Raw genomic sequence first — 25,851 nt, 5'->3', positions numbered from 1 at the left:
GTCATCCCACTGCCGCCGGTGAAACCGGCAACTACCCCAACGACACCGGAAGTTGCTGCACGCTGTTGCCCACGAAGCTCGCGTGGCGCGGCAGTTCCGCCTCCGTCACCGCGACATCCAGGTCCGGGAAGCGCGTGAACAGCCGCTCCAGCGCGATCGTCGCCTCCATCCGGGCCAGCGACGACCCCAGACAGAAGTGCGCACCGTGCCCGAGCGAGAGATGGCGGGTGGTCGAACCCGTGGCGTACCGGGTGAGGTCGAAGACGTCCGCGCTCTCGCCGTGCGCGGCCTTGTCGCGGCCCGCCGCCGAGTAGCCGGCCAGGACCGGCGTGCCCTGCGGGATCACCGTGCCGTCCACCGTCAGGTCCCGGGTCGGGTAGCGGAACGGGAAGAAGCTCACCGGGCTGTCCCAGCGCAGGGTCTCGTCGACCACGTCCGACCAGCTCGCCTTGCCCGACTGGACCAGTTCGAGCTGATCGCGGTGGCCGCACAGCGCGCGCACCGCGTTGGTGATCAGATTCAGTGTCGTCTCGTGCCCGGCGATGATCATCAGCAGCAGGGTGCCGATGAGTTCCTGCCCGCTCAGCCGGTCGCCGTCCTCCTCGCGCGCCGCGATCAGCGCGCTGGTCAGGTCGTCGCCGGGATTCGCGGTACGGGAGGCGGCCACCGTGCTCAGTACGGCCACGATGTCCCGGTTGGCGGCCATCGCGTCCTCGGGGGCGATGTCGGTCGCGACGATCTGGTTCGACAGATGGTGCAACTGGTCGTGGAACTCCGCGTCCACACCGAGCAGTTCACAGATGACGCCCATCGGCAGCGGCATCGCGAAGTGCTCGCGGAGATCGACGACGTTCGCCCCGACGACGTTCGCCCCGGCTACGTCCGCCTCGGAGGCGCTGGCCTTGGCGGCTGCCGCCGGCAGATTGTCCAGCAGCTCCGCCGTCACCTCCTCCACCCGCCCGCGCAACGCCTCCACCCGCCGTGACGTGAACGCCTTGCTCACCAGCGAGCGCAGCCGCCGGTGGTTGTCGCCGTCCGCCGTCGTCATGCCCTGCACGGTCGCGAAGGTCTTCAGCGGCCATCCGTCGGGGATCTGCCCCTCCTGCAGCGCCGTGAAGTGCGCGGCGCCCTTCGCGACATCGGGATGCGACAGGAACTCCTTCAGCGCGTCGTGCCCGATGACCGCCATCGCCTCGACCTCACCGGGGAGTACGACGGGGGCCACCGCGCCGCGCGCGAGCAACCGCGCGTTGGCGGCGTGCGGGCAGCCGCCGGCCGGATCCATCCGGTGCGGTGCGGTGGCGGACGTGTCAGGAGTGTCAGGTGTGGTGGTGGCGGGGGACGTGCTCGGCTCGGGGCTCAACAGGGCTCTCCTCAACTCCGCGGCGCGTGCGGTCCACGCGGCAACTGCGGTTCGGTGAAGCGGACGGGAAGGGCCGCCAGGCCCTTGCTCCAGGGCGACTTGATCCAGGCCAACTCGGTCTCCGCCACGGCCAGTTCGAGATCAGGCAGCCGGTGCCTGATCGTGTCGACCGCGGTACGGGTGATCAGCCTGGCCGGGTCCTGGGCCGGGCAGGTGTGCGGCCCGGCCCCGAACGCCAGATGGGAACGGTTGCCGACGACGGGTACCCCGTCCTCCGGCAGGATGTCGGGGTCGGCGTTCGCCGCGGCCAGACCGAGGATCAGCATGTCCCCGGCCCGGATGTCCTGGTCGCCGAACCGCAGGTCGCGGGTGGCGTACCGGGCGGGGAAGTTCTGCGTCGGCGGGAAGCGCCACAGCACCAGGTCCAGGGCGTCGTCGACGCTCAGATGACCGCCGCTGAGCGAGGACCGGAACGCCGGGTCGCACAGCAGGATGCGCAGGGTGGTGGCGATCCAGTTCACCGTCGTCTGGTTGCCGGCGACGAACATCACCACCAGGTTGTGCAGCACCTCCTCGTCCGTCAGCCGCGCCGGATGGTGCAGCAGCGCGGACGTCACGTCGTTGCCGGGCCGGTGGCGCTTCTCCTCGATCAGGGCGAGCAGGATCGCGCCCATCCGCTTGCTCGCGTCGGCGGAGTCGGCGTTCGACACGGCCAGCCCCGCGATGGCCTTCACCAGCTTCTGACCCGTCGGCTCGTCGAGCCCGAGCAGGCCGGTGATCACCATCAGCGGCAGCTTGCGCGCGTAGTCCGACACCAGATCCGCCCGCTTGCCGTCGGCGAACTCGGCGATCAGCCGCTCGGCCGTCGCCCGTACGCCGCGACGCAGTTCGTGCCCGTTGATCCGGGCGAGCGCATCCGACACGGCCGCCCGCATCCGGCGGTGCTGCTGCCCGTCGGCGTACAGCAGCGCCGGACGCCAGCCCACCATCGGCAGGATCGGCGAGTCCGCGGGCACCCGGCCCTCGCGCAACTGGCGCCAGCGGCGCGGGTCGTGGGAGAAGTCCTGCTCCTCGCGGGTCAGCCGCAGCAGTTCGCGGTGGCCGAGCACGAGCCAGGCCGTGATGTCGGGCGCGACGGTGACCGGGGCCACCGGGCCGTGATCGGCGCGCAGTTGCTCGTACAGGAGCGGCATCCGGTCGCCGTCGAGCTGCTCTCCGTAGATGGGCGTCGCGGGCGAGGAGGTGGAGGCGGGGGCGGGGGCGGGGGAGGGCGTGGTCATGTGGACTCCGGCGTCATGAGGACTCGGCGGCGAGGAGGAGGTGGCGTACGAGGGCGATCAGCGCCATCACCGAGGACCGCTCGTCCCGCGCGTCGCAGGTCACCAGCGGTGTCTGCGGCAGCAGGTCGAGCGCCGCGCGCAGTTCGCCGTCGCTGTGCACGGGGCTGCCCGGGAAGACGTTGACGGCGACGGCGAACGGCAGCCCCAGATCCTCCAGATGGCCGAGCGCGTCGAAGGACGCGGTCAGATCGCGGGTGTCCACGAGGGCGAGCGCGCCGAGCGCGCCCCGCGCCAGATCGCGCCAGGCGGGGAGGAAACGTTGCTGCCCGGGCGTACCGAAGAGGTAGAGGACCAGTTCGCCGTCGATCGTCATCCGGCCGAAGTCCAGGGCGACGGTGGTGGTGGCCTTGGTCCGGTCGACGGTCACGTCGACCGAGGCGCCGGCCTGGGTCATCACGGCCTCGGTACTGAGCGGCTTGATCTCGGAGACCGTACCGATGAACGTCGTCTTGCCGACGCCCAGCGGCCCGACGACCATGATCTTCGCCGCGCCGGCGACGCTGGACCTGACGTACTTGCCCGTCGCGTCCGGCACCGCGTCAGGCACCGCGCCCGTCGCGTCCGGCACCGCGTCAGGCACCGCGCCCGTCGCGTCCGGCACCGCGTCCGGCACCGCGCCCGTCGCGTCCGGCACCGCGTCCCGCGCCCCGGCCGCGGAGGCGTCAGAGGCGGCTTTCGAGGCCATGGAGGACCTTTCTCAGCATGGTCACATCGGCTCGTTCGGCCGGCGGTATGGGCGGGCGGGTCACGATCAGTCCCCAGTCGATGAGATCGGCGAGCAACACCTGCACCACGGAGGGCGGTTGGCCGAGATGAGCCGACACCTCGGCCACCGACAGCAGCCCCTGACAGTGCGTCAGGATGATGCGGTGCTCCGGCTGGAGGGTCGCCGGCGGGACCGTTTCCGCGGCCACCACGAGCGATTCCCAGGACAGTGGTTCGACTCCGGCGTCCGCCCTTCCACCGGTGATCACGTACGGGCGTACCGCCGACGTGGTGGTCCGGTCGTCGGGACGCTCCGTCATGACGACGGGCTCACCGGATCCCGGGGGTGGCTGCTCAGGTGGCTGCCGATCTTCACGACCAGCAGCTGCATCTGCTGGGCCACCAGGCCCACATCGGCGTCGGTCTCGGTCGCGGCACCCAGCTGGGCACCCACACCGGCCGAGGTGAAGAGGATGAAGCCCTGGTCGGACTCCAGCATCAACTGCCGTACGTCGGACCCGCCCCCGAACAGCAGCCCCGCCGTGGACCGGCCCGTCATCGTCAGCGCGGCGGACGCGGCGGCGAGCGATTCGGCCTCGGCCACGCTCAGTTCGGACACGGGACCCTTCAGATTCTCGGCGGACGCGTGGCCGAGCCGCAGGCCGTCCTCCGAGACGACCACGGCGTGTCGCACGCCCGGGATCTCGGTCAGCGGGCGGAGCATCCACCCGAGGTCGGGGAGTCGGGAGATCGTTCCGGTCACTCTTCCGGTCACTGCCGGCCTCCGTCGTGTTGGTCGGGCACTTCGGTGTCCTGGACGGCCGCCGCGCGGCCACGACGCGAGCCGGACACCACGCTGGTGATCGACGCGCGTGCCGCTTCGGGGGTCCACGCGGGGTCGGGCCGCGCCTGCTGTAGGGGTTGCGCCTGCGACGCCTGTGGTGCCTGTTCCTGTGCTCGGTCCTGGCCCGTCGCGGTCGCTCGGTCCTGACCCGCCGTGGCGGGTTCCCGTCGCCGGCTGCGGCGGCGCGGCAGCCCACCGGGCCCGTCCTCGGCGCGTACGGGAGCGGTGGCCGGCCGCTCGTGCTCACGCTCGTCACCGGCCGGGGACGTGTCCGCCGAGACCGGCACCGGTTCCGCCGGGAAGTGCGACAGCGGTTCGGTCAGCAGACGGTGCGGTACGAAGGTGACCGCCCGGGTCCCGCCGTACGCCGACGCCCCCGTCAGCTCCACGTTGAAGCCCATCTCCCGGCTCCAGCGCCCCACGCACGCCAGCCCCAGCCTCGGTACGGCGCCGAGCCGCGTGAGGTCCAGCTCGTCCCTGAGCTGGGACATCGCCTGGTGCAGTACGTCCGGCGGCATCCCGAGACCGGCGTCGTCGATCTCCACGACGGCTCCCGCGCCGACTTCCCGGATCGTCACGATCACCTGGGTGCGGGAGGGCGAGAACACGGTCGCGTTCTCCAGGAGTTCGGCGATCGCGTGCATCAGCCCCTCGACGGCCGGCGGCACCACGAACAGCGTCTGCCCGCCGTGCACCTCCACCCGCCCGAACTCCACGATCCGCGACTGCGCGCCGCGCACGCAGTCGTACAGCGAGACCGGCTGCGACTCGCGCCTGGCCGGCCAGATACCGCACATCACGAGGAGCGTCTGGGCCTTGCGGGTCATCTGCGAGGCCGCGTGGTCGGCCTTCATCACGTCCGCCATCAGGCGCGGGTCGTCGATGGCGCGCTCCACGCGGTCGAGCACCTGCTGCTGCACCGTGGCCATCGCGTGCATGTTGCGGGCGACCGACTCGAAGGCCGTCTGGACCGAGTCGCGCAGCCCGCGCTCGCGCCGTACGCCCTCGTCCGAGCCGAGGGCGGTGACCACCGCGGCCAGCGCCCGTGCGAAGTCCTCGCCGGTGTCGACCTCGGGCGCGACCGGTCCGGGGACGCCGTCCAACCGCCGTCCCGCGCGCACCCGTTCGGTGATCGCGGGGACGCGCACCGCCGCCAGATGGGCCACCTCGGCGCCTCGCGCGGCGGCCGTCCGCCGCTCCCGGTCCCGTTCGGCGCGCTCCGCGCCCAGCCGCCGGTGCAGCGCCAGCACCCAGGCGAGGAGCAGCACGGCCAGGGCCGCGCAGCCGCCCGCGAGCGCCTGCCGCCACTCCGCCGTGGACACCATGCCGATCAGCAGGGCGACGGCGGCGGCGAGCACGAGGACTCCGAGCCACCACACCGCCCGTCTGCTCTGTCTGTTCGCCGGCCGGCTCAACACGGCGACCCCGACACGACAGGCGTGGATACGGCGGCTAGCACGGAGACCGGGCCCCTTCCAGGACTCGTCGGACACGTAGGGCTCGCGATGGGGTGATCGCTGGCATCCAGATCCTACGAGCAATGTGGCTGATTCGGGCGGGAGTTGCTCAACTCCTGTCACACGGCGGTACGGGCCGGGCACCATCCGCACACGTGGATGCCGGGGGCTGTGGGACATACGGGCTGGCCGCGCCGGGTGAACCCACCCCGCACACCGACACCCCCGTCACCAGCAGACCCATGTACAGGTTCACCTGCCGTGTCGGCCGCGATTCGTATCCGTCATGACATTGCCGACTGGCCCTGTACCGGAGGGATTTGGCCCGGTACCGTCCTGTTCGGCGCGGGGCGAACGACCGGGGGGGTCGAGTTGAGCGACGTACGCGTACGTGGTGCTGCCGCCGCCGCCCGCATCCGTGTGATGCGGCCGGGGGAGCTGGACGCGGGGGAGATCGAACGCTGGCGGGAGTTACGGACGCTGTCCGGCGCGCCCGCCAATCCGTTCATGGAGCCGGAGTTCACCTGTGCCGTCGGCCGGGTGCGGCCGGGCGCCCGGGTCGCGGTCATCGGAGGCAGGGGAGGCGGAGGGGTGCCTGTCGGCTTCTTCCCGTACGAGAGAGGCCCGTTGGGGCAGGGCCGCGCGATCGGGTTCGGGGTGTCCGACAGCCAGGGGCCGGTGCTGAGCCCCGAACACGCCCTCACGACAGGGGAGTTGCTGCGCGCCTGCTCGCTCACCAGCTGGGAGTTCGACAACCTCGAAGCGGGCCAGCCGCTGTTCGTCCCGGACGCCGCCGAGGAGTTCGACTCCCCGGTCATCGACATCGGCCAGGGTTACGAGGCGTACGAGGCGGTCCTGCGCGCCGGATCGCCCAAGTTCTTCCGTACGACGACCGCCAAGGAACGCCGACTCGCCCGGCAGGCCGGCGAGGTCCGGTTCGTCTTCGACGAGCGCGACCCGGCGGCCCTCGACACGCTCATGGGGTGGAAGTCGGCGCAGTACCGCAGGACGGGCCGGCGCGACCGGTTCGCCAAGGAGTGGATCAGCACGCTGGTAAGGCAGTTGGCGGTCGACCACACGCCCGACCGCACGCCCGGCTGCTCCGGCGTCCTCTCCGTGCTGTACGTCGCGGACCGCCCGGTCGCCGCACACTTCGGCCTCCGCTCACGCACGGTCCTGTCGTGCTGGTTCCCCGCGTACGACACCGACTTCGCCAAGTACTCGCCGGGCCTCATCCTCCATCTGCGGATGGCCGAGGCGGCGGCCGGCGCCGGGATCGGCCTGCTCGACCTGGGCCGCGGCGCCGCCGAGTACAAGGACGCGCTCAAGACCGGTGACCTGCGGGTGTACGAGGGGGCCTCGGTACGGCGCGGGCCACGGGCGGCCCTGTACCGGCTCAGCCGCGAGCCCTCGCGCCGCGCGCACAGCTTCGTACGGAACCGGCCGAAGCTGGCCGGATACGCGCAGCGCGCCCTGAACCAGGTCGGCCGACTGCGAGACCGGTGACCCGGCAGGCACCACACGAGCGGAGGCATCATGCCGAGCACTCCGAGCACTCCCAGCACGTCCTTACGTTCACCGTCGCCCCTGCGTGACGTCTGCGTCGCCGATCTCGATCTCGACCTCGACCCGGACCGCGAGGACGGGGCGGTGCTGTCGCTGACCCCCGCCCCCGGCGGCCCGCCCGTCCGCGCGGGCACCGTCTACGCCCTCGTACGGCTCCGGGGCCGCCCCGTCGCCACCTTCCTCACCACGGTCCCGGACGGCGCCGACCCCGCCACCGTCCTCACCACGGCCTTCCGCGCGCAGGACGCAGACCGTGACCAACAGCGCCACGACACCAGCCCGTTGAGCGGTGGCACACGCACACCACCACCCCGTACGACAGTCGTCGTCGCCACCCGCGAGCGCGCGGACACGCTCGGCCGGGCGCTCGACTCGCTCCTCGCGCAGGACCACCCGGACTTCCACGTCGTGGTCGTCGACAACGCGCCGGTCACGACGGCCACCCGCGAACTGATCGACGCCCGCTACGCGGACCGCCTCACCTATGTCCACGAGCCGGTGCCCGGACTGGCCACCGCCCACAACGCGGGCGTCGCCGCCACCGACAGCCCCGTCGTCGCCTTCACGGACGACGACGTCGTCGCCGACCCGCACTGGCTCTCCGCGCTCACCGCGCCGTTCGCGGCCGACCCCCGCACCGGCTGCGTCACGGGCCTCATCCTCCCCGCCCGCCTCACCACCCCCGCGCAGGTCCTCCTGGAGAGCCACGGCGGCTTCGCGAAAGGCTTCGCCCCGCGTCTCTACGACCCGGCCGCGCCGCCCGCCGACGAACCGCTGTTCCCGTTCACGGCGGGCAGTTTCGGCTCCGGCGCCAACATGGCGTTCCGCGCCTCCGCGCTGCGCGCCGTCGGCGGCTTCGACCCCGCCACCGGCACCGGCACCCCCGCCAAGGGCGGCGACGACCTCTACGCGTTCGTCCGGATCCTGACCGCCGGACACCGGCTGCGCTACACACCGGACGCGCTGGTCTGGCACCACCACCGCGAGACCTGGCAGGACCTGCGGAACCAGGCGTACGGCTACGGCGCCGGCCTCACCGCGTACCTCACCGCCGTCCTCTGCCGCCACCCCGCCCTGCTGCCCGCGCTGCTCGCGAAGCTCCCGCGCGGCCTGGCCCACGCCCGCGCCATCACCGCCCACCGGGACGGGCGTTCGGCCGGCACTCCGGGCACTCCGGGCGCCCCGGGCACTCCGGGCACTCCGGGCGCGCACGGCATCCAGAGCCACCCGTGGCCGCGCACGCTGTCCCGGCTGGAGCGCAGAGGCATGCTGTACGGCCCGCTGGGCTACGCCAAGGCCCGCTGGGGGAGACGATGACACGCCGTCCACCGCGCCCCTCACCGGCCCGCGTCCCCGTGCTGCTCTACCACGCGGTGATGGACGAACCGCCCGCCTGGATCGCCGAATTCACCGTGACACCGAGGCAGTTCACCGCCCAACTCGACGCGGTCGTGGCCACCGGCCGTACCCCCGTCCCGGTCGGCGCGCTCGCCGACCGGCTGACGACCGGCGCCCCGCTGCCGCCCCGCCCCGTCGTCCTGACCTTCGACGACGGATTCGCCGATCTGCCCGGCCCGACCGCCGAGGCGCTCGCCGAACGCGGACTGCCCGCCACCGCCTATCTCACGACCGGCGCTCTCACCCCCGGTCGCGGCAGCCTGCTGCCGCCCGCCCCGATGATGACGCTCGCCCAGGCGCCGTCGCTGGAGCGGCACGGCCTGGAGATCGGCGCGCACACGGTCACGCACCCGCAGCTGGACACTCTCCGCCCGGCCCAACTCGACCGGGAGCTGCGGGAGTCGAAGGCCGCGCTCGAAGACGTACTCGGCCACGAGGTGGCGCATCTCGCCTACCCGCACGGCTACAACAGCCGCGCCGTACGCGGGGCCGCACGCCGTGCCGGATACGCCTCCGCCGTCGCCGTACGCCACGCGCTCAGCTCCGAGACGGACGAGCCGTACCGCATCGCCCGCCTCATCGTGCGCCGCGGCCACACGGTGGCGGACGTGGCGGCCTGGATGGCGGGGGAGGGCGCGAGGGCGGCGCCGTTCCCCGACTCGGCGGCGACGGTGGGCTGGCGCCTCTACCGCAAGGCCCGCGCGGTGGCGCGCGGACCGCAGTTCGCCGGCTAGGCATCCGAAGTCGCCTCGCGGCCCGTATGCAACAGAGATGTGCGAGAGCCACGCAAAAGCGCAGAGAGTTCCTATAATTCGCTGAAGGGGACAGCGGCGTGACGGCCGCGACCACAGGGGTGGGGGGAGTCGCACCGTGCAACCACGCGCGCTCGCGCCGGCCGAGGCTCCGGCTCCGACACAGCCGCCACCACCGCCACCACCGTCCCCTCCGCCCCGCCGCGCGCTCCCACGCCCCTTACGCCCTCAACTCCTCCTCTCCTGGCTGCCGTTACTCGGAGCGGCCGCCCTCTGGACGTACGCCCTGCCGCGCGTCGGCTTCCGTTCCATGGGCGACTACGGGCTCCTCGACCGTCTCCCCGTCGCGTTCTACCTCGCGCTGGCGCTCCTCACCTGCGGATTCCTGGCCGCCCTGCGCCGCGCCGGTACCGCGCCCTGGTGGCCCGCCACCTACTGCGTCGCGCTTCTCGTCGCGCTCAAGGCGCCGCCCGCCGTGCTGTACGACTCCGTGCGCTACCCCTGGGCCTCCAAGCACGACGCCGTCGTCAACCAGCTTCTCCTGAACGGCGAACTGCGCCCGAACGGCGCCCTGTCGGGCAACATGTCCGCCTACGACCAGTGGCCCGGCTTCTTCACCCTCACCGGCGGACTGGTGCGCGCCTTCGGCGTGGACAGCGCGGCCGTGTTCCTCAACTGGGCGCCGATCGTGCTCGGTCTGCTGATGACGCCGGTGCTCGTCCTGCTCTACCGCACCTTCACCGAGGACTGGCGGCTGGTGTGGACCGCCGTCTGGATCTTCCAGCTCGCCAACTGGGTGGGGCAGGACTATCTGTCGCCGCAGGGCTTCGCGTATCTGCTGCATCTGTCCGTGATCACCGTCGTGCTCCGGCACTTCGTGCTCCCGGGGTCGGCGGGCAGGCTGCGCGACCGGTCGTTCCTGGACCCGGCGTCCGCCGCCGTACCGCCGCCCACCGGCACCCGGCAGCGCGCCGTCGGCGTGGCCGTCCTCGCGCCGCTGATCCTGGCCGTCAACGCCTCGCACCAGCTCACGCCGGTGATGCTCTGCGTCTCGCTGTTCGCCCTGACCCTCACCCGCCGCTACCGCAACTACGGCCTGCTGGCCGTCGCCGCGCTGATCATGCTGGCCTGGGACCTGACGATGGGCCGGCCGCTGTTCGTCGAGACGCTGGGCACGCTGCGCGACTCGCTCGGCCAACTGACCCAGAACTCACGCGCGGGGTACGCCGGTGAACTCACCGGCCCCGGCCCCGAACTCGCCGGTCGCGCCAACGTGTTGATGGTGCTGGCCGTCGCCGCGCTGGCGGGCGCGGCCCTGCTCCTGCGCCGCCGGCTCGTCCGCGCCGCACTGCCGCTGCTGCTCGTGTCGATCGCGCCGGTCCCGCTGTTCGTCGTGAACGACTACGGCGGCGAAATGCTCTTCCGCGTCTATCTGTTCGGGCTGCCGGGCGCCGCCTTCTTCGCGGCGGCGACGCTCGTCCCGGCGGTCGCGGGCGCGGGCGGGGGAAGAGGACGGCCGGTCCGAAGACGGGCCAGGGCGCTCACCCTCCACGGCGCGCTGCCCGTGGCGCTCCTCGTGCTGCTGGCCGGGTTCCTGCCCTCGTACTACGGCAAGGAGAAGATGTACTACACCCCGCCCGCCGAGACCGCGCTCGTCACCCGCGCCATCGACCGGGCACCCGACGGCGCCCTGATCCTCGCCACCACCGGCTCCTTCCCGCAGGCGCTGCACCGCTACGACCACGTCGAGCACTGGTTCTTCGCCGAGCAGGAACTCCCCGAGAACGAGAGGATGCTGGCCGACCCCGCGCGCTATCTGGCCGACGGCATCCCGCCCGGCACCGACGCCTATGTGATCCTCACCCGCACGCAGGACATCTACGCGGCCGGCGAAGGGCTCCTGCCCCCGGGCGGCTTCGACACCCTGCGCTCGCGCCTCGCCGCCTCACCGCTGTTCCGGACCGTGGAGGAGCACCCGTACGGCATCGTCCTTCAGTACCGGCCACGCGCGGACACCACCGCCCCGGGGAGCGACCGTCCATGACTTTCGATCATTTACGGCTCCGAGTACCGCTGGCCCTCGCCGGCTGGGGCGCGCTCGCCGCGACCGCGCTGCCCGGCGGTTCACCACTGCGCTGGATCCCGGTGCTGCTGTTCGTCTGCTTCGGCCCCGGCCTGGCGCTCCTGCACCCGCAGCGCGGCCCGCTGCGGCCGGCCGCCCGGATCGAGGCGGTCGCCCTCGCCGCGCCGCTCAGCCTCTCCCTCGCGGTCACCGTCACCACCACGCTCTTTCTGGTGCGCGGCTTCTCGGCGACGGCCCTCCTGATCACGCTCGCGGCCCTCACCACCGTCGCCGCCGCCCTGCCGGGACTGCCGCTGCCCGCCGCGACGCGCGGCGCCGTCGGCCGGAGGGGCCGCTGATGGCGGCACGGCTCAGCCAGGTCGAGAAGCAGGCGTACACCGTGATCGTCCTGGTCGCCGTCGGGCTGCTCATCGCCGGGCTCGGGATCTGGGCCACCGAGTCGGACGGGCCGGGGGACAGCTGCGCCGCGACGGACCGGCTGGAGCCGCCGTGCGGGGCGTGGTGGGGCGCGTACGTCCCGTACGCGGAGGACGGACCGGCGGACGGCTCGCTCACCAGGGCGGTGTACGCCTTCGAGAGGAAGATCGGCCGCAGGCTCGACCTCGTCTACAACTACCACGACATGTCGAACACCGAACTCGACGGACAGCTCCTCACCCCCGACGAGCGGGAGTTGGGCGAGGACCGGATGCTGATGCTGGCCTGGGAGTCCACGATCTGGCGCGAGCCGCACCACGAGAACTGGACCGAGGACCAGCTGGGCTGGGCGAACATCGCGTCCGGTCGCTACGACGCGGAGATCATCGACCCGCAGGCGCGCCGTATCAAGGAGTACGGCGACGAACAGGGCAAGCGGATCTTCTTCTCCTTCGACCAGGAGGTCGACGCCCGCATCAAGGAGGGCGCGGGCACCCCGGAGGAGTACGTCGCCGCGTACCGCCATCTCCGCGACCGTTTCGCGGAGTTGGGCGTCGACAACGTGGTGTGGGTGTGGACGGTCTCCGGCTATCTGGGCAGCAAGGCCGACATGGCGGCGCTGTATCCGGGAGACGACTACGTCGACTGGATCGGCATGGACCAGTACAACTACTTCCTCTGCCACGACACCACGGACTGGAAGGACTTCGACCGCAGCCAGCGCCCCACCTACGACTGGCTACGGGCGAACATCTCCGCCGAGAAGCCGTTGATGCTGGCGGAGTTCGGCACGGTGCCGGACCCGGCGGACCGCGACAGACAGCGCGACTGGTACGCGCGGATCCCCGACACGGTGCGCACGATGCCGGAGGTGAAGGCGCTGGTGCAGTGGAACAGACCCGTGCCGGGTGAGAACTGCGATCTGACGGTCAACGAGGGCCCGGGGCTTGAGGGTTACCGGGAGGCGGGCCGCGACGACTACTTCCGGCAGCCCCCGCCTCGTTAGCGTCCTCAGCCTCCTCAGCCTCCTCAGTCGCCGAACAGCACCCCGTACGCCGCAGGCACAAACGCGTCGGCCCGGCGGAAGCGGCGCGTGGCGACCGCCGCCACCGCCGTCCCCGTCCCCGGGCAGAACCCGAGGAACGCCTGCTGCCCGCTCGTCGCCCCGCAGTGGAAGTACGCCGGACCGTCGTCCGTCGGGTGCTGGAACCAGGTCAGGGTGTGCGTGTGCGCCTTGCCGATGCCGCGGCGCAGTACGGGGCGGCGTACCGCGTGCAGCGCGTCCGCCAGCGACGGTGTGCGCTCCGGCCGCAGATGCGCCTCCAGGAAGGTGAGCAGATCGTGCGGGGTGGCCCGGACCGCGCCGGCCGCCATGAAGCCGCCGATGCGCAGCGGGGGCACCTCGGTCACGCCGTCCCCGGCGTGCCCGACGGCGTCGGTGGCGGAGCCGCCCGGCCGCGTCGACGTACCCGTCAGCCCCAGCGGCGCCAGGACCTGCTCCTCCATCAGCGCGTCCCAGCCCGTGCGGGTGGCGGCGGAGAGCGCGTGACCGAGCGCGGAGACGGCGAAGTTGGAGTAGTGCCAGCGCGTGCCGGGCCGGTGGCGCGGACGCGCGCGCAGGAACGCGTCGACCACGCGGTGCGCGGGATATCCGGCGAACGGGTTGGTCGTCCAGTGCGGCAGCGCCTGCCGGTAGAAGTCCCGTGGCAGGGCGGGCAGTCCGGACGTGTGGGTGATCAGATGGCGCAGGGTGATCGGCGCGACGTGCGGGGGTGGCTGGGGTCCGAAGCAGGCCGCCGCCGAGTCCTCGTAAGCGACGTGACCGGTCCGGGCGAGCTGGGCCAGCAGCAGCCCCGTGTACGGCTTGGACGCCGAGCCGGTCTCGTAACGCAGACCTTCAGCGCCGGGCGAGGCACGGACGGTGCGGGCTCCCTGCACGGACATGGCGAAGACGACGTCCGGGGCGTCCACCGCGCGCACGGCCGCGTCGAGCCGTTCGTGCGGCGTACCGGCGAGGGCGGCGCGCGCGCTGTCCGCCCGTACCGTCATGATCTCGTGCTCGCTCATGAGGCCACGGGCGCCGTCAGGCGCGCCATGGCGCGCGAGGTGGCGAGCACGGAGGCGAGGGCGGCGACCAGCGTCGGGTGGTAGACGATGTCGAACAGGTCGTCTCCGCTTCCCTCCGGCATCCGGTCCACCGTGGGCATCGCGCCGTCGGGCTGCTGCGCGGCGGCGAAACCGCGCCACGCCCGCTCGTCCAGGGTCGGTTCGGGCAGGCAGGCGTCCACGATGAGCAGTTCGCCGAGGAGGTCCCAGCGCTTGAGATCGAGCCAGTCGTCCAGCCAGACCGGCAGCCACAGGGCGAGGTACCGGGCGATGTCGGCCGGCAGCCCGGCCGGCTTCTGGCCCCAGTCGGTGAGATGGAAGACCGTGTGGGTGATGTCGTACCCGATGTGCCCCTCCACGGTCCACGGCTCGGGCGTGCGGGCGAGCCAGGTGCGCTCGGTCGCCTGCTCGACGGGAGTGCTCGGTACCAGCCCGAAGCGCTGCTCGTACGCGGAGATGCCCAGGCGCCGGACGGGCAGCACCTCCAGGGCGGCCCAGCTGCCGAGCCGGTGGTTGAGGTGGGTGGCCCGCTCGGTCTCCGGTTCCTGGTAGCCCATCTCCTTGAACGGCAGATAGACCTCGAAGGGGATGGGCGAGATCGGCTCCTGCCGCTGGCCGCGCGCCAGCATCCGTCCGCCGTCGAGGGCTTCGCGCCACAGGTGGTCCATCAGCCCGCGGGTGAGGGTGGCCTGCCGGGAGCCCGCCACCCCTTCCCGGAACAGGATCTTGCAGATCATGGCGGCCTCGCCGATCGGCTTGAAGCGCTCCAGGAAGCCCACTTCGGGGTCGGCGTCGGGTTCGAGCCGGAAGCCGGCGCGGTTGGTGTGCAGCCACTCCATCGCCTGCGCGCCGACGCCGTGGATGAGCTTCGTGTGGGCGGCGCTCGGACCGGCGCTCGGGCGGGCGGTGTCGTCGGTGTTGTCGGTGCTGTCGGCGCTGTTCTCCGTCGTCATGCGACGTCCTCCTGTACGGCCGCCAGGCGGACGTCGGCCAGCGTGGCGGCGAACGCGGCCATCAGCGTGGAGTGGTAGCAGTACGCGAAGTCCCTGGGCGGCTCGTGCGGGCGCCCCGCGCCGTTCTCGGGGATGCCGCCGGCCGCGTCCTGGACGTCGGCGATCCGCGCCCAGGCGGCTTCAACAGTGTCCGCCAGGCCCCGATATGACGAGGCGTCAGGAATGCTTCCGGCGACGGCGAGCAGTTCACAGCCCAGGTCCCACTGCTCCGCCTCCAGACAGGTGTCCAGCCACGCGGGCAGCCAGGTCGCCAGATAGCCGCCGAGTTCGGCGGGCATCAGCCGCGGGGCGTTGCCCCAGTCGGTCAGGTGGAAGACGACGTGCGTCAGCCCGTAACCCGCGGTCCGCTCGAACGTCCAGGGCTCCGGCAGCCCGCCCAGCCAGGTACGCGCGAGCGCGGCCGACGGCTCGCCGTGCTGCGGAAAGCCCACGCGGCGCTCGGAGTTGAGCACACCCAGACGCCGGTTCGGCTCCTGCTCGACGCGTTCCCAGCCGCGTGTACGGCGCACGGTCGCCGCCAGTTCCTCGAAGCCCGGGTGCCGCAGACCGGCGGCGGCGAAGGCCGCGTAGATCTCCAGCGGATACGTCGCGAAGGGCTCGCCGCGCAGCAGGTCGAGAAAGAGCGCGCCCTGCCGGGTCTGGTCCCACGCGAGGCCCAGCAGTTCGGAGGCGTGTCCGTGGCGTACGGAGCCGGGTTCGCTCCGCTCGCGGATCGAGAAGCTGAGCTGCGCCAGTTCCCCGAGCGGCTTCAGCGTCCGGTTGACGTCCGCGTCCGGGGCCAGCACGTCGTCCGGCAGGCGGAAGGAGTCCCGGTGGTCGTGCACCCAGGCCAGGGCGGTCCGTGAGACGCGGGAGGCCTGGGACCGCTCCGTCACCTCGGCCGTCGGGGGCGTACTCATCCACGGCCCCCGGCGCGGATGTGCCGCGCGGCGTGCACATGCAGGCCGACGCGTGCGTCCGCGCCCGCCATCTGCGAGACGAATTCGAGTCCGGTGTCCAGTCCGAGCGTGTCGGGGACGCCGTCGAGGACGGTCAGCCAGCGCCCGGCACCGGCGGCCTGGAGCCAGTCACGGCGGCGTACCGCGCGTACGAAGCCCCGCGCCACGTCCACGGGCCGGCGGGCGGCCGCCTGGGCCACTCCGGAGTCGGCGCCGGGTACGGCGAGCGCCGCCAGGAGGGACAGCTGGTGGGTCAGCCGGGGCCAGTCCAGGGCGTCCAGCCACGACGCGTCCGGCCCGGCAGCCGGTCCGGTCGCGGGCGCGTCCAGTCTGTGCAGCGTCTGGGTCATCGCCCAGTGGCTCCAGACCGTCGTCTCGGACGACGTGGCGCCGGGGGCGTAGGTGAGGACGGCGCGCTGGAAGACCGCCAGGTCGTCCGGGAGCGGCCGGCGGCGGGTGAGCACGCTCGGCAGCAGGACGTCGGCGCCCAGCACGCGCACCGCCGCCAGGCTCAGTTGGTCGTCCGCGAGGGTGCCGACGGTGCCGCCCACCACAGAGGAATGGCCTCCGTCCCGTAGGACGGAGACCACCTCTGAAGCCAGGTCATGCACCACACCCGCCAAGCGGGGAGAGGTACCTGACTGCTCCATTCGACGTCTCCCGTCAACCCTTCTTGGGGCGCGGAGTCGGCGGCGAGAGCAGGATCGCGCCTGAACCGGCGGCCAGCGCCAGTGCGGCGCACTCTCGGCTGTCGCGGTATGTGCCTTCGGCCTCGCTCGGGCTCAGGACCGCGTCGATGTCGACGTCCAAGTCCCTCGTAACGTCCAGGGCGTTGGTCTCGGTGGACATGCCATCATCCCCTCAGAAGGAAGCTGATTTCCACGTACATGTCCTAGTTCAACCCATATCTCGGGTGGGCGCAAACGCTCAGCTCCGGGAGCGGGACCTTCGGGCGGCGATACGCGCCAGTACGGCGGCGACCGCGACCGCCAACAGCCCGGCGGACACCGGGACGGCGACCGATGCGAAGGCGCGCTGCGCCGACCAGCCCGCCACCGCGAGAATCCAGACCGCCGCCGCGACGATCCGCCCGTCCGCGCCCGCTGTCCGGAGTACGACGGCGGCCAGCCCCAGGCAGAGCAGTTGCAGTGCGACGGGCAGCAGCTCCAACGCCCCTTCGCGGTCGAGCAGTTGGGTGAGCGCGTCGACAAGCGGTCGGTGCCAGAGGCCGGACGCCGCCTCCGGCCGTACGCCGAGGAGCGGCGGCGCGCCGTGCAGCGCCCCGAACAGCGCCAGCAGACCGGCCGTGAGCAGGAGCGGACGCGACCGTACGAGTGCCAAGGCCGCGCACTGGACGACGATCAGGAGGACTCCGGCACCGAGCGCCAACGGCGGCAGCGCGGCGAGGAGTTGGGCGCCCGACGCGGGACCGGGGCGGAGGCCGGCCGCGTCCCGGAGCGGTATCCAGAACAGGCCTGTGGCGAGAGCGAGGAGCAGCCACAGCACCACGGCCGACAGACGCCCCTCGGCGGGCGGGGGCGCCGGTGGTTCCTCCCGGGGAGCCGCCTCCGTACGGGCCGCGGGCTTCGGTACGTGCACGGGCAGGCCGAAGGCCGGGGTCGCCGTGTCGTACCCGCCGTGCGGATACGTGGTCTGCCGCGCCCACGCCGCCCGGTACGCGGCCTCCTCCGCCGCGTCGAGCGGGCCGCCTCCCGTACGCCGCCGCCGCTCGGCGGCCTCGCGCGCCCAGGTCGTCCCGTAGCCCGTGTCGGGCTCCCTGCCGGGCCTTCTCAGCGCCGACCGCAGCCCCGGCGCCGCCACCAGCGCGACGAGCGTCATGGACAGCAGCATCGCCAGCCCGGCGCCGGAGATCCCGGCGGGTCCGAGCAGCAGGACCGCGCTGCCGAGGACGGACACGCACATGGCGCCCTGAAGGGCGGCGAGCATGCCCGTACGCCCCTGGACACGCAGCACGCCGATGTACAGCTCCACGACCACGCGAGGCAGCGCGGCGGCGGCCAGCAGGCGCAGCACCGTCGAGCCGTGCTCGGCGTAGTCGGCGCCGAAGGGCGCGAGGACCTGGGGGGCGAAGACCACCAGCACCAGCACCACGGGCACCAGCAGCACCGTCATCCGGCGCAGCGCCCCCCGGACGCCCTCGGCCAGCCGCTCGGGGGAGTGCGAGGCGTGCGCGGTCAGGGACGAGGCCATGTTGATGGCCATGAACTCCATCGTCCCGCCCACGGTGTACGCGGTGTAGAAGAACGCGTTGTGCGCCGCGTCGAAGCGCACGGCCACCATCACCGGCAGCAGATTGATCATCGCCAGGCTGAACAGGGCGCCGACCGAGTCACCGGCCAGGAACCGCCCGATGTCGGCCGGGCGCGGCGGCTCGCGGTCCCGGTCGGCGGCGGCCTGCCGGGGGATGAGCCGGCGGAACACCAGCCAGCCGAGCGGCAGTACGGACAGCGCGATGGCCGCCGCCCAGGACACGAAGACGCCGAGAACCGGCATCGCCGTGGCGAACGCGACGAGCAGCAGCAGCTTGCCGAGGGAGAAGACGGCGTTGCCGACGGGCACCCAGAAGGCTTTACGGAGCCCGGTCAGCACACCGTCCTGGAGGGTGAGCAGCGCCCACGCGACGCAGGAGGCGGTGAAGACGAGCCCGGCGGTGACGCCGTCGAGCGGCGCGTACGAGGGTCCCCACAGGTCCAGCGTCAGCAGGAAGACCACGCAGGCGACGCACACGACGGCCGAACTGACCGCGTACGCACGCCACACGAGCGCGCCGGTCGCCCGCCCGGCCCGTGGCACGTAACGCACCACCGCGCCGATCATGGTGGTCGCGGTGAGGGAGGCCAGCAGCCGCATCGCGGCGATGGCGGCGGAGCCCTGGCCGACGGCCTCCTCGGTGTAGTAGCGGGCGGCGACCAGCCAGAAGCCGAGACCGAGGGCGGCGGAGACGCCGGTGGAGAGCATCAGCGCGTACGCGTTGCGGAACATCGAGTCGCTGTTGTCGGCGCTGTCGCCTTCGGCGGCTGTCGTGTCCTTGCGCGCCGTGTCAGTCACCGCCGTGCCCCGGAGGCAAGGCGGGCTCGGCCCCCGACTGGTCCAGTACGGCGATCACCTGGTCCGCCCGTAACGGGTCGGCGGGCAGCGCGTGACGGGCGAACCAGGCGGCGGGCGCGGGGCGCGGCGACGCGTCGGTGAAGACGTCACCCGCGTACACATCCAGCGGCGGGTCGTACAGATACCCGGTGGTGATGCGGCGCCGGGCGAGCGCGGCGACGGCGGCGTCCCGGTCGGCGACGAGCAACGGCACCCGGAACAGCGGCTGTACGACCGACCGGGGCGCGGGCGCCGCCCATCGGGTCGCCAACAGCCGCTCCGTACCCGCCCGGTGGGCGGCGAGCAGCGGATCGAGCCCGGACAGCAGCCGCTCGGTGCGCCGCAGCCGGACACGGCCCGGTGTGACGCGGTACCGGTGCATGTCCACCCGTACCCACGAGTCGAAGCCGCCCAGCCCCCGCCCCTCGGCCAGCGCCTCTTTCAGCTCACCCGGCCGCAGTTCCATCCGGATGCCCCGGCGCTCCTCGGCCCCGGCCGCGCGCAGCAGACCGCGCGCGGCCCGCACCAGCCGCAGCCCGCGCACCCCGGCCTCCGCGTACGGCCTGAGCGCGTAGGCGAGTTCGGCGGCGAGCCCGGCCGGTTCGAGGAGCGCGTCACGGGCCGCCGCCAGTTCCGTACGGAGGGCGGGGTCGGCCACGGCGAGGAACCCGCCGGTCTTGGCGCCCACATGCTTGGAGAGGCTGAACACGGCCGCGTCCCCGAAGGTCCCCACGGCCCGGCCCGCCACCTCGCTGCCGATGGCGTGGGCCGCGTCCTCGATCAACGGGATCCCCAACGCGTCGCAGCGGGCGCGCAGTTCGGGTGCCGGGTCGGGATTCCCGTACAGATTCGTGGTCAGTACGGCGGACAGCCCGCGCCAGTCGGACTCCGGTACGGCCGCCGGGTCGATCGACCCGTCCCGTGCGCTCAACGGCGCCTGGACGGGGCGCAGTCCGGCCGCGAGTACCACGAACATGATCACGTCGTCGTTGACCGGGGACATCAGCACCCGGCCGCCGGGCGGGCACCAGTGGCGCAGCGCCACATAGAGCCCGAGCCGGCACGACGGCACGTACAGACACTCTCTGCCGAGACGCCGCCGCATGGCCGATTCCAGCGCGGCGTACGGCGTCGGGCAGCCCTCCCCAAGAGCCATACCGTTTCCCCCTGCCCCCGGATCAATGTGGCCTTTGGGGACGCTCCCGTCAATACGGTCTCCGGAGGGCTCGGGTCACCGCCTGCGTGTCACGTCGTCAGGGCGGCGCGCTGATCCGGGCTGATGCGGTCAGGTCCGGCGTGCCGCAGGGCCTCGGTGACGCGCTCGGCGGACCAGCCGAGCCCGGCGGCCAGCGCCTCGGCATCCGCCGGTGCCTTCGTGTGCATGAGCGCCGCGAGCAGCGTCAGCGCGTCCTCGACACCGGCGGGGCCGCTCGCCATGTCCTCGCTGAGGGTCGCGAAGAACTGGCTCATCCGGTCGAGCCGGACCCCGGCCGGGGTGCCGGCGCCGACGACGCCGACGCCACGCCGGGCGGTGTCCGCCCAGTTCGCCGTCGAGCGCGTGTCGCGCGCCCAGGCCCGCAGCCAGACGTCGTCGTCCACGACATACCGCTCGCGCCGACCCCGGGGATCGCGCTCGCGCCGGACCACCTCCAGGCCTTCGAGATAGCTGACGGCCTTGGAGACCGACGCCGGGCTGACCCGCAACTGCCCGACCAGGTCGGCGGCGGTGAGGCCCCCGGAGTCCGTGAGGAACAGCCGGACGAGGACGCGGGACGCCATGCCGGGGAGCCCGATCTCGATCAGCATGGCCCCGAACTGCTCGGCGAAACAGCGCAGTTCGTCGCTGTCGCGGGCACTGTCGTCGTGGGGGCTCGATGCCGTGAGCGCGGGCGCGCGCCGCCGGGCCCGCCGCGCGGTGGCCCGCAGCGCCCGGTCCGCCCGGTAGCCGTCGGTGCCGCCGTTGCGCGCGACCTCCCGGCTGACGGTCGAGGTGGGCCTGCCGAGGCGTCTGGCGATCTCGGCGTATCCCAGCCCCTCGGCCAGTCCGGCGCCGATGTCCCGGCGTTCCTCGTGCGTGAGCCTGCCTCCCGGCATCCGCCCTCGCCTCCTGACGATTCATCGGTGAACGGTCGGTCCAGTATGCGTTCACCGTCATCTCATTGCAACGATCTTCCCAGGAAATCCAGTCGCATTCACCATCACCACCATTGCAATTGCGTTTGACGATCCATGAAACGCAACGTAGCTTTCGCGATTGTCGAAATATCCACGGCAAGGGGGTCCGATGTGACGACCAGCGAGAAAGTCGTACTCGACGTCGAGGGGCTGCGTATGCGGTACGGCGCGAACGACGTCCTGCGCGATGTGCGGTTCCAGGCGCGCCACGGGGAGGTGCTGGCCCTGCTGGGACCGAACGGAGCGGGCAAGACCACCACGATCGAGATCCTGGAGGGCTTCCGGATGCGGTCGGCGGGCCACGTCGACGTACTCGGCTCCGACCCGGCGCACGGCGACGAACGCTGGCGCGCCAGGCTCGGGGTGGTCCTCCAGTCCTGGCGCGACCACGGCAACTGGCGGGTACGCGAACTGCTCGCCCACCTCGGCACGTACTACGCCCCGTACGCCACCGACCAGGTACAACGCCCTTGGAACACCGACGAGTTGGTGGAGGCGGTCGGTCTCACGGCGCACGCGGGCAAGAAGATCAAGACGCTCTCGGGCGGACAGCGGCGCAGGCTGGACGTGGCGATCGGCATCGTCGGCCGCCCCGAACTGCTCTTCCTGGACGAGCCGACGGCGGGCTTCGACCCCGGCGCGCGGCACGAGTTCCACGACCTCGTCCGACGCCTGGCCCGCGACCACGCGACGACGGTCCTGCTCACCACGCACGACCTGGCCGAGGCCGGAAAACTCGCCGACCGCGTCGTGGTCCTCGTCGGCGGCCGGATCATCGCCGACGGCACGGAGGACGAACTGGCGCGCCAGGTGGCGGGCGAGGACGAGGTGCGCTGGACGCACGACGGAAAGCACCACACGCGTACGACCATCGACTCGACCGGCTTCGTCCGCGACCTGTTCGCCCGGTACGGCGCGGAGATAGCCGAACTGGAGGTCCGCCGGGCCTCGTTGGAGGACACCTACCTGGCACTCGTACGCGAGGAGGAGACGGCCCGATGAACACGACGACCGGCACGGTACGCGTGGGCTGCTCCCGCGGCCTGATCGAACTGCGGCAGTCCATCACCAACAGCGGTGAACTGCTGTCCCATCTGCTCTGGCCCACCCTGATGCTGACGGTGCTGTACTTCCTGCGGGACTCGGCCTTCGGCACCGGCGGGCTCATGCTCGGCACCCTCGCCCTGCCGAGCATCCTCGGCATGAACGCCGCGATGGGCATGGTCTCCATGAGCCAGATACTCACCGTCGAACGCGAGGACGGCACCCTCCTGCGGGCCAAGGCGACGCCCGACGGCATGCCCGCCTATCTGATCGGCAAGGTCGTCACGGTCGGCGGCGGCCTCCTCGCCGACCTCGCGATCCTGCTGATCCCCGGCCTGCTCATCATCGACGGCCTCGCGGCCGGCGACGCCGGATCCTGGCTCACGGTGACCTGGGTCCTGCTCCTCGGCATGGCCGCGACCCTCCCCATCGGCGCGATCCTGGGCTCGGTGCTCACCGGCGCCCGGGGCCAGGGCCTCATCCAGCTGCCGATGCTGGCCATGATCGCGATCTCCGGCATCTTCTACCCGCTCACCTCGCTGCCGGAATGGGTCCAGTGGCTCGGCCAGGCGACCCCGATCTACTGGCTCGGCCTGGGCATGCGCTCCGCCCTCCTCCCGGACGCCGCGGCCACCGTCGAGATCGGCGCGTCCTGGCGCCCGTGGGAGACGGCCGGAGTACTCGGCCTCTGGGCCGTACTCGGCCTGGCACTCGCCCCCCTCGTACTGCGCCGCATGGCACGGCGCGAGTCGGGTTCGAGCGTGTCGGAACGCCGCGAGAAGGCACTGCGCCGCGTCGGCTGACCCGGCTCACCCGCCGGATCGGTCGCGCGGCCATGTCACAGGGGGCCGAGCCGTCTCGTCTCAGGGAATGTAGGCACCGTGCGACGATCCGGAGGAACGACCATGGACGCGCGACTGAACTATTTCGCCAGCCCGACCGCGGGCAAGGTCCTCAAGTACTTCATGTCGACCGGCAAGGCGTTCAAGGAATCGCCGCTGCCGGCCGTGACGCAGGAGCTGGTGGCGCTGCGCGTCAGCCAGATCAACGGCTGCGCCGCCTGTATAGACATGCACACGAAGGAGGCCGCCGCGGCCGGCGAGACCGCGGTACGGCTGAACCTGGTCGTGGCGTGGCGGGAGGCCACGGTCTTCACCGAGGCCGAGCGGGCCGCGCTGGAGCTGGCCGAGCAGGGGACCAGGGTCGCGGACGCGGCCGAGGGGGTCAGCGACGAGGCGTGGGCGTACGCCGCCAAGCACTACGACGAGGAGCAGCTCACCACCCTGGTGATCCTGGTCTCCTTCATGAACGCGGTGAACCGGCTGAACATCATCACGCGTCAGCCGGCCGGCGACTACGAACCCGGACAACTCCACTGACGCGGAAGGAGATTCAGACGTGAGCAAGGTCGATGAGTTCGAGGAGCTGCGGCCCCTGCTGTTCTCGATCGCCTACCGGATACTCGGCAGCGTGACCGAGGCCGAGGACGCGGTGCAGGAGACCTGGCTGCGCTTCGACGGCTCGTCGGCCCGGCCCACGTCGGCCAAGGCGTATCTGTCGACCGTGGTGACCCGGATCTCGATCGACGTGCTGCGCTCCGCGCGGGTGCGGCGCGAGGCGTATGTGGGCCCGTGGTTCCCCGAGCCGCTGCTCAGCGATCCGTATCAGGACCCGGAGCGTTCGGTGGAGCTGGCCGACTCGGTGTCCATGGCGGCGCTGCTGCTGCTGGAGCGGCTCAGCCCGCTGGAACGGGCGGTCTTCCTGATGCGGGAGGTCTTCGCCTTCGAGTACGACGAGGTCGCGGCGGCCGTGGGGCGTTCGGAGGCGGCGTGCCGGCAACTGCTGGTCCGGGCGCGGCGGCACATGGAGGCAGGGCGGCCGCGGTTCGCGGCGGACCGTGAGGAGCGGCAGGAGCTGGCGACGCGGTTCTTCGACGCGCTGAAGGACGGCGACGTCGGCGGGCTGCAGGAACTGCTCGCCGCGGATGTGCAACTGGTCGGCGACGGCGGTGGCAAGGCCCCGCAGCTGGCCAAGCCCGTCGCGGGCGCTTCGAACGTCTCCCGGCTGCTGGGCACGGTGTTCCCGTGGCTGATCCGGGTCGACGTGACGTGCGAGCAGCACGAGATCAACGGCCAGCCCGGCGCGATCTTCCGCGACCGGGACGGCAAGGTGCTCGTCATCCTGGCCCTCGATGTACTCGACGGGCAGATCCAGACCATCCGCTCGGTGATCAATCCCGACAAGCTCGGCCACCTCGGTCCGGTCGCCGACGCCTGGGCGATCGACCGCGAGGTGAAGCAGGCCCGCCGGGGCGGCTGAACCGAACTCGACCCCGACGTCACAGCTGTGGCCCGGCCACCGTTCCGACGGCGGCCGGGCCACAGCTGTGAGCACGCGCCCTCACTCCTCGATCGTCAGACCCTTCCGCAGCCTGACGAGCGTGCGCGACAGCAGCCGGGACACATGCATCTGGGAGATGCCGAGCTCCTCGCCGATCTCCGACTGCGTCATGTTGGCGACGAACCGCAACGACAGGATCGTGCGGTCGCGCGCCGGGAGCCCCGCTATCAGCGGCTTCAACGACTCGACGTACTCGATGCCTTCGAGCCCGTGGTCCTCGTAGCCGATGCGGTCGGACAACGCGCCCTCGGTGTCGTCCTCCTCCGGCTGCGCGTCCAGCGAGCTGGCCGTGTACGCGTTGCTCGCCGCCATCCCCTCGACAACCTCGTCGTTGGTGATGCCGAGCCGGTCGGCGAGTTCGGCGACGGTCGGTGCGCGGTCCAGCTGCTGGGACAACTCGTCGCCGGCCTTGGCCAGTTCGAGACGGAGCTCCTGCAGCCTTCGCGGCACCCGCACCGACCACGACGTGTCGCGGAAGAAGCGCTTGATCTCGCCGACGATCGTCGGCATCGCGAAGGTGGGGAACTCGACGCCCCTGCTGAGTTCGAAGCGGTCGATCGCCTTGATCAGACCGATCGTGCCGACCTGGATGATGTCCTCCATGGGCTCGCTGCGGGAGCGGAACCGGGAGGCGGCGAACTTGACCAGGGCGAGATTCAGCTCGACCAGGGTGTTCCGTACGTAAGCGTGCTCATGGGTGCCCTCTTCCAGGCCGTCGAGGCGCCCGAAGAGGGTTTTCGACAGAGACCGGGCATCCAGCGCGCCCACCTCGTCGAAGGGGGGGATCTCTGGCATGTCATCGAGGCCCGGGAAACCGGACGCGAGTGTGGCGCCGGTCTCGTCAGGTTCGGACGGGATTGTCGACGGCGCGTCGTGGGTACGCGGTTCGTCGAGCCGGGGTGACATGGTCTCCTCCATACGTTCTCGGCATATGGCTGCCGATGCCAATACGCGCTGCTGCGGTTTGCGGCGCCTCCATAGCCGGTCGTGTTCGGTCTCGTTGAGTTGTGTCTTTACTAGCCCTATCGGTTGAGCGCGGACACGTGCAAGTGTCATTTCGTACATATGTCCGCATTGCGTGGGAGATTGGCTACCGGAGAGCGCATGAAAGGCGTAATGTTTCGGTGAACGTCAACGGCACG

Annotated in this window: 25 protein-coding genes; 10 read left to right on the top strand and 15 right to left on the bottom strand. The window is 71.9% G+C overall.

Translation table 11 applies throughout. The features are described 5' to 3' along the window. Positions 1 to 31: 31 nt before the first annotated feature. From ACFT9I_RS22300 to ACFT9I_RS22275, 6 genes are all read right to left on the bottom strand, one after another. Complete coding sequence (locus ACFT9I_RS22300; protein ID WP_382566734.1) at positions 32 to 1,285, bottom strand: cytochrome P450; 1,254 nt, start codon at positions 1,283 to 1,285, stop codon at positions 32 to 34. An 89-nt stretch (positions 1,286 to 1,374) separates the two neighbouring features. Next, on the bottom strand, positions 1,375 to 2,643 hold the full coding sequence (locus ACFT9I_RS22295) for a cytochrome P450 (RefSeq protein ID WP_382566695.1): 1,269 nt from the start codon (positions 2,641 to 2,643) through the stop codon (positions 1,375 to 1,377). 13 nt (positions 2,644 to 2,656) lie between these two features. Further along, positions 2,657 to 3,181 carry an ATP/GTP-binding protein gene (locus ACFT9I_RS22290; RefSeq protein ID WP_382566732.1) on the bottom strand — a complete coding sequence of 175 codons (525 nt, stop codon included), beginning with the start codon at positions 3,179 to 3,181 and terminating at the stop codon, positions 2,657 to 2,659. Between the two features lie 184 nt (positions 3,182 to 3,365). Further along, positions 3,366 to 3,728 carry a DUF742 domain-containing protein gene (locus ACFT9I_RS22285; protein ID WP_382566693.1) on the bottom strand — a complete coding sequence of 121 codons (363 nt, stop codon included), beginning with the start codon at positions 3,726 to 3,728 and terminating at the stop codon, positions 3,366 to 3,368. Beyond that, the gene (locus tag ACFT9I_RS22280; RefSeq protein WP_382566730.1) at positions 3,725 to 4,171 is read right to left on the bottom strand and encodes a roadblock/LC7 domain-containing protein; all 447 of its coding nucleotides are present in this window, start codon (positions 4,169 to 4,171) and stop codon (positions 3,725 to 3,727) included. The genes ACFT9I_RS22285 and ACFT9I_RS22280 overlap by 4 nt, the downstream gene beginning before the upstream one ends. Before the next feature lie 8 nt (positions 4,172 to 4,179). Further along, a complete protein-coding gene (locus ACFT9I_RS22275; protein ID WP_382566691.1) occupies positions 4,180 to 5,667 on the bottom strand; it encodes an ATP-binding protein in 1,488 nt (495 codons plus the stop codon). A 465-nt stretch (positions 5,668 to 6,132) separates the two neighbouring features. On the opposite strand from ACFT9I_RS22275, the gene ACFT9I_RS22270 reads away from it, so the two are divergent. From ACFT9I_RS22270 to ACFT9I_RS22245, 6 genes are all read left to right on the top strand, one after another. Continuing rightward, positions 6,133 to 7,215: a GNAT family N-acetyltransferase gene (locus tag ACFT9I_RS22270; RefSeq protein ID WP_382566729.1), complete on the top strand. Its 1,083-nt coding sequence runs from the start codon at positions 6,133 to 6,135 to the stop codon at positions 7,213 to 7,215. 30 nt (positions 7,216 to 7,245) lie between these two features. Beyond that, positions 7,246 to 8,592 (top strand): glycosyltransferase, encoded by a 1,347-nt coding sequence (locus tag ACFT9I_RS22265; protein WP_382566689.1) that lies wholly within the window; start codon positions 7,246 to 7,248, stop codon positions 8,590 to 8,592. Continuing rightward, entirely contained in the window at positions 8,589 to 9,407 is an 819-nt protein-coding gene (locus ACFT9I_RS22260; RefSeq protein WP_382566687.1) for a polysaccharide deacetylase family protein, read from the top strand. The genes ACFT9I_RS22265 and ACFT9I_RS22260 overlap by 4 nt, the downstream gene beginning before the upstream one ends. A 136-nt stretch (positions 9,408 to 9,543) precedes the next feature. Beyond that, a complete protein-coding gene (locus tag ACFT9I_RS22255) occupies positions 9,544 to 11,469 on the top strand; it encodes a hypothetical protein (protein ID WP_382566686.1) in 1,926 nt (641 codons plus the stop codon). Next, positions 11,466 to 11,846, top strand: coding sequence for a hypothetical protein (locus ACFT9I_RS22250; protein WP_382566684.1), 381 nt, complete (start codon positions 11,466 to 11,468; stop codon positions 11,844 to 11,846). The genes ACFT9I_RS22255 and ACFT9I_RS22250 overlap by 4 nt, the downstream gene beginning before the upstream one ends. Continuing rightward, positions 11,846 to 12,931: a glycoside hydrolase family 26 protein gene (locus ACFT9I_RS22245; RefSeq protein WP_382566682.1), complete on the top strand. Its 1,086-nt coding sequence runs from the start codon at positions 11,846 to 11,848 to the stop codon at positions 12,929 to 12,931. The genes ACFT9I_RS22250 and ACFT9I_RS22245 overlap by 1 nt, the downstream gene beginning before the upstream one ends. Positions 12,932 to 12,954: 23 nt before the next feature. On the opposite strand, the gene ACFT9I_RS22240 is transcribed toward ACFT9I_RS22245, so the two are convergent. The 8 genes from ACFT9I_RS22240 to ACFT9I_RS22205 all read right to left on the bottom strand — a co-directional run bounded on the left by ACFT9I_RS22240 (position 12,955) and on the right by ACFT9I_RS22205 (position 21,184). After that, positions 12,955 to 13,992 (bottom strand): serine hydrolase domain-containing protein, encoded by a 1,038-nt coding sequence (locus ACFT9I_RS22240; protein WP_382566680.1) that lies wholly within the window; start codon positions 13,990 to 13,992, stop codon positions 12,955 to 12,957. Then, complete coding sequence (locus tag ACFT9I_RS22235) at positions 13,989 to 14,870, bottom strand: DUF6895 family protein (protein WP_382566727.1); 882 nt, start codon at positions 14,868 to 14,870, stop codon at positions 13,989 to 13,991. Before ACFT9I_RS22235 ends, ACFT9I_RS22240 begins: the two co-directional genes overlap by 4 nt. A 110-nt stretch (positions 14,871 to 14,980) precedes the next feature. After that, positions 14,981 to 15,943 (bottom strand): DUF6895 family protein, encoded by a 963-nt coding sequence (locus ACFT9I_RS22230; protein WP_382566679.1) that lies wholly within the window; start codon positions 15,941 to 15,943, stop codon positions 14,981 to 14,983. Next, entirely contained in the window at positions 15,940 to 16,632 is a 693-nt protein-coding gene (locus ACFT9I_RS22225; protein WP_382566677.1) for a hypothetical protein, read from the bottom strand. The genes ACFT9I_RS22230 and ACFT9I_RS22225 overlap by 4 nt, the downstream gene beginning before the upstream one ends. Before the next feature lie 13 nt (positions 16,633 to 16,645). Then, positions 16,646 to 16,831 carry a hypothetical protein gene (locus ACFT9I_RS22220; protein WP_382566675.1) on the bottom strand — a complete coding sequence of 62 codons (186 nt, stop codon included), beginning with the start codon at positions 16,829 to 16,831 and terminating at the stop codon, positions 16,646 to 16,648. Between the two features lie 78 nt (positions 16,832 to 16,909). After that, positions 16,910 to 18,985 carry a lipopolysaccharide biosynthesis protein gene (locus ACFT9I_RS22215; protein WP_382566726.1) on the bottom strand — a complete coding sequence of 692 codons (2,076 nt, stop codon included), beginning with the start codon at positions 18,983 to 18,985 and terminating at the stop codon, positions 16,910 to 16,912. Between the two features lie 58 nt (positions 18,986 to 19,043). Further along, positions 19,044 to 20,195: a DegT/DnrJ/EryC1/StrS family aminotransferase gene (locus ACFT9I_RS22210; RefSeq protein ID WP_382566723.1), complete on the bottom strand. Its 1,152-nt coding sequence runs from the start codon at positions 20,193 to 20,195 to the stop codon at positions 19,044 to 19,046. 140 nt (positions 20,196 to 20,335) lie between these two features. Further along, positions 20,336 to 21,184, bottom strand: a complete 849-nt coding sequence (locus ACFT9I_RS22205) for a helix-turn-helix domain-containing protein (protein ID WP_382566673.1) — start codon at positions 21,182 to 21,184, stop codon at positions 20,336 to 20,338. Between the two features lie 237 nt (positions 21,185 to 21,421). On the opposite strand from ACFT9I_RS22205, the gene ACFT9I_RS22200 reads away from it, so the two are divergent. From ACFT9I_RS22200 to ACFT9I_RS22185, 4 genes are all read left to right on the top strand, one after another. Then, positions 21,422 to 22,267 (top strand): ABC transporter ATP-binding protein, encoded by an 846-nt coding sequence (locus tag ACFT9I_RS22200; RefSeq protein WP_382566721.1) that lies wholly within the window; start codon positions 21,422 to 21,424, stop codon positions 22,265 to 22,267. After that, complete coding sequence (locus ACFT9I_RS22195; RefSeq protein ID WP_382566671.1) at positions 22,264 to 23,112, top strand: ABC transporter permease; 849 nt, start codon at positions 22,264 to 22,266, stop codon at positions 23,110 to 23,112. Before ACFT9I_RS22200 ends, ACFT9I_RS22195 begins: the two co-directional genes overlap by 4 nt. 102 nt (positions 23,113 to 23,214) lie before the next feature. Further along, complete coding sequence (locus ACFT9I_RS22190) at positions 23,215 to 23,688, top strand: carboxymuconolactone decarboxylase family protein (protein WP_382566670.1); 474 nt, start codon at positions 23,215 to 23,217, stop codon at positions 23,686 to 23,688. 19 nt (positions 23,689 to 23,707) lie between these two features. Next, positions 23,708 to 24,628 (top strand): RNA polymerase sigma-70 factor, encoded by a 921-nt coding sequence (locus ACFT9I_RS22185; protein WP_382566668.1) that lies wholly within the window; start codon positions 23,708 to 23,710, stop codon positions 24,626 to 24,628. Positions 24,629 to 24,709: 81 nt separating this feature from the next. On the opposite strand, the gene ACFT9I_RS22180 is transcribed toward ACFT9I_RS22185, so the two are convergent. Continuing rightward, a complete protein-coding gene (locus ACFT9I_RS22180) occupies positions 24,710 to 25,615 on the bottom strand; it encodes an RNA polymerase sigma factor SigF (protein ID WP_382566665.1) in 906 nt (301 codons plus the stop codon). Positions 25,616 to 25,851 lie beyond the last annotated feature (236 nt).

It is taken from the genome of Streptomyces sp. NPDC057137 (assembly GCF_042670825.1).
Taxonomy (GTDB): Bacteria; Actinomycetota; Actinomycetes; order Streptomycetales; family Streptomycetaceae; genus Streptomyces.
The sequence above is the reverse complement of the archived record's forward strand: the minus strand, read 5'-3'. Positions and strand labels throughout refer to the sequence as shown.

Coding starts and splice junctions, on each gene's coding strand:
- ACFT9I_RS22225 (WP_382566677.1), bottom strand. CDS start 16,632: ATGGAGCAGTCAGGTACCTCTCCCCGCTTGGCGGGTGTGGTGCATGAC.
- ACFT9I_RS22265 (WP_382566689.1), top strand. CDS start 7,246: ATGCCGAGCACTCCGAGCACTCCCAGCACGTCCTTACGTTCACCGTCG.
- ACFT9I_RS22215 (WP_382566726.1), bottom strand. CDS start 18,985: ATGTTCCGCAACGCGTACGCGCTGATGCTCTCCACCGGCGTCTCCGCC.
- ACFT9I_RS22290 (WP_382566732.1), bottom strand. CDS start 3,181: ATGGTCGTCGGGCCGCTGGGCGTCGGCAAGACGACGTTCATCGGTACG.
- ACFT9I_RS22260 (WP_382566687.1), top strand. CDS start 8,589: ATGACACGCCGTCCACCGCGCCCCTCACCGGCCCGCGTCCCCGTGCTG.
- ACFT9I_RS22180 (WP_382566665.1), bottom strand. CDS start 25,615: ATGTCACCCCGGCTCGACGAACCGCGTACCCACGACGCGCCGTCGACA.
- ACFT9I_RS22210 (WP_382566723.1), bottom strand. CDS start 20,195: ATGCGGCGGCGTCTCGGCAGAGAGTGTCTGTACGTGCCGTCGTGCCGG.
- ACFT9I_RS22250 (WP_382566684.1), top strand. CDS start 11,466: ATGACTTTCGATCATTTACGGCTCCGAGTACCGCTGGCCCTCGCCGGC.
- ACFT9I_RS22205 (WP_382566673.1), bottom strand. CDS start 21,184: ATGCCGGGAGGCAGGCTCACGCACGAGGAACGCCGGGACATCGGCGCC.
- ACFT9I_RS22230 (WP_382566679.1), bottom strand. CDS start 15,943: ATGAGTACGCCCCCGACGGCCGAGGTGACGGAGCGGTCCCAGGCCTCC.
- ACFT9I_RS22200 (WP_382566721.1), top strand. CDS start 21,422: ATGCGGTACGGCGCGAACGACGTCCTGCGCGATGTGCGGTTCCAGGCG.
- ACFT9I_RS22300 (WP_382566734.1), bottom strand. CDS start 1,285: ATGGATCCGGCCGGCGGCTGCCCGCACGCCGCCAACGCGCGGTTGCTC.
- ACFT9I_RS22190 (WP_382566670.1), top strand. CDS start 23,215: ATGGACGCGCGACTGAACTATTTCGCCAGCCCGACCGCGGGCAAGGTC.
- ACFT9I_RS22220 (WP_382566675.1), bottom strand. CDS start 16,831: ATGTCCACCGAGACCAACGCCCTGGACGTTACGAGGGACTTGGACGTC.
- ACFT9I_RS22195 (WP_382566671.1), top strand. CDS start 22,264: ATGAACACGACGACCGGCACGGTACGCGTGGGCTGCTCCCGCGGCCTG.
- ACFT9I_RS22285 (WP_382566693.1), bottom strand. CDS start 3,728: ATGACGGAGCGTCCCGACGACCGGACCACCACGTCGGCGGTACGCCCG.
- ACFT9I_RS22295 (WP_382566695.1), bottom strand. CDS start 2,643: ATGACCACGCCCTCCCCCGCCCCCGCCCCCGCCTCCACCTCCTCGCCC.
- ACFT9I_RS22240 (WP_382566680.1), bottom strand. CDS start 13,992: ATGAGCGAGCACGAGATCATGACGGTACGGGCGGACAGCGCGCGCGCC.
- ACFT9I_RS22270 (WP_382566729.1), top strand. CDS start 6,133: ATGCGGCCGGGGGAGCTGGACGCGGGGGAGATCGAACGCTGGCGGGAG.
- ACFT9I_RS22245 (WP_382566682.1), top strand. CDS start 11,846: ATGGCGGCACGGCTCAGCCAGGTCGAGAAGCAGGCGTACACCGTGATC.
- ACFT9I_RS22235 (WP_382566727.1), bottom strand. CDS start 14,870: ATGGAGTGGCTGCACACCAACCGCGCCGGCTTCCGGCTCGAACCCGAC.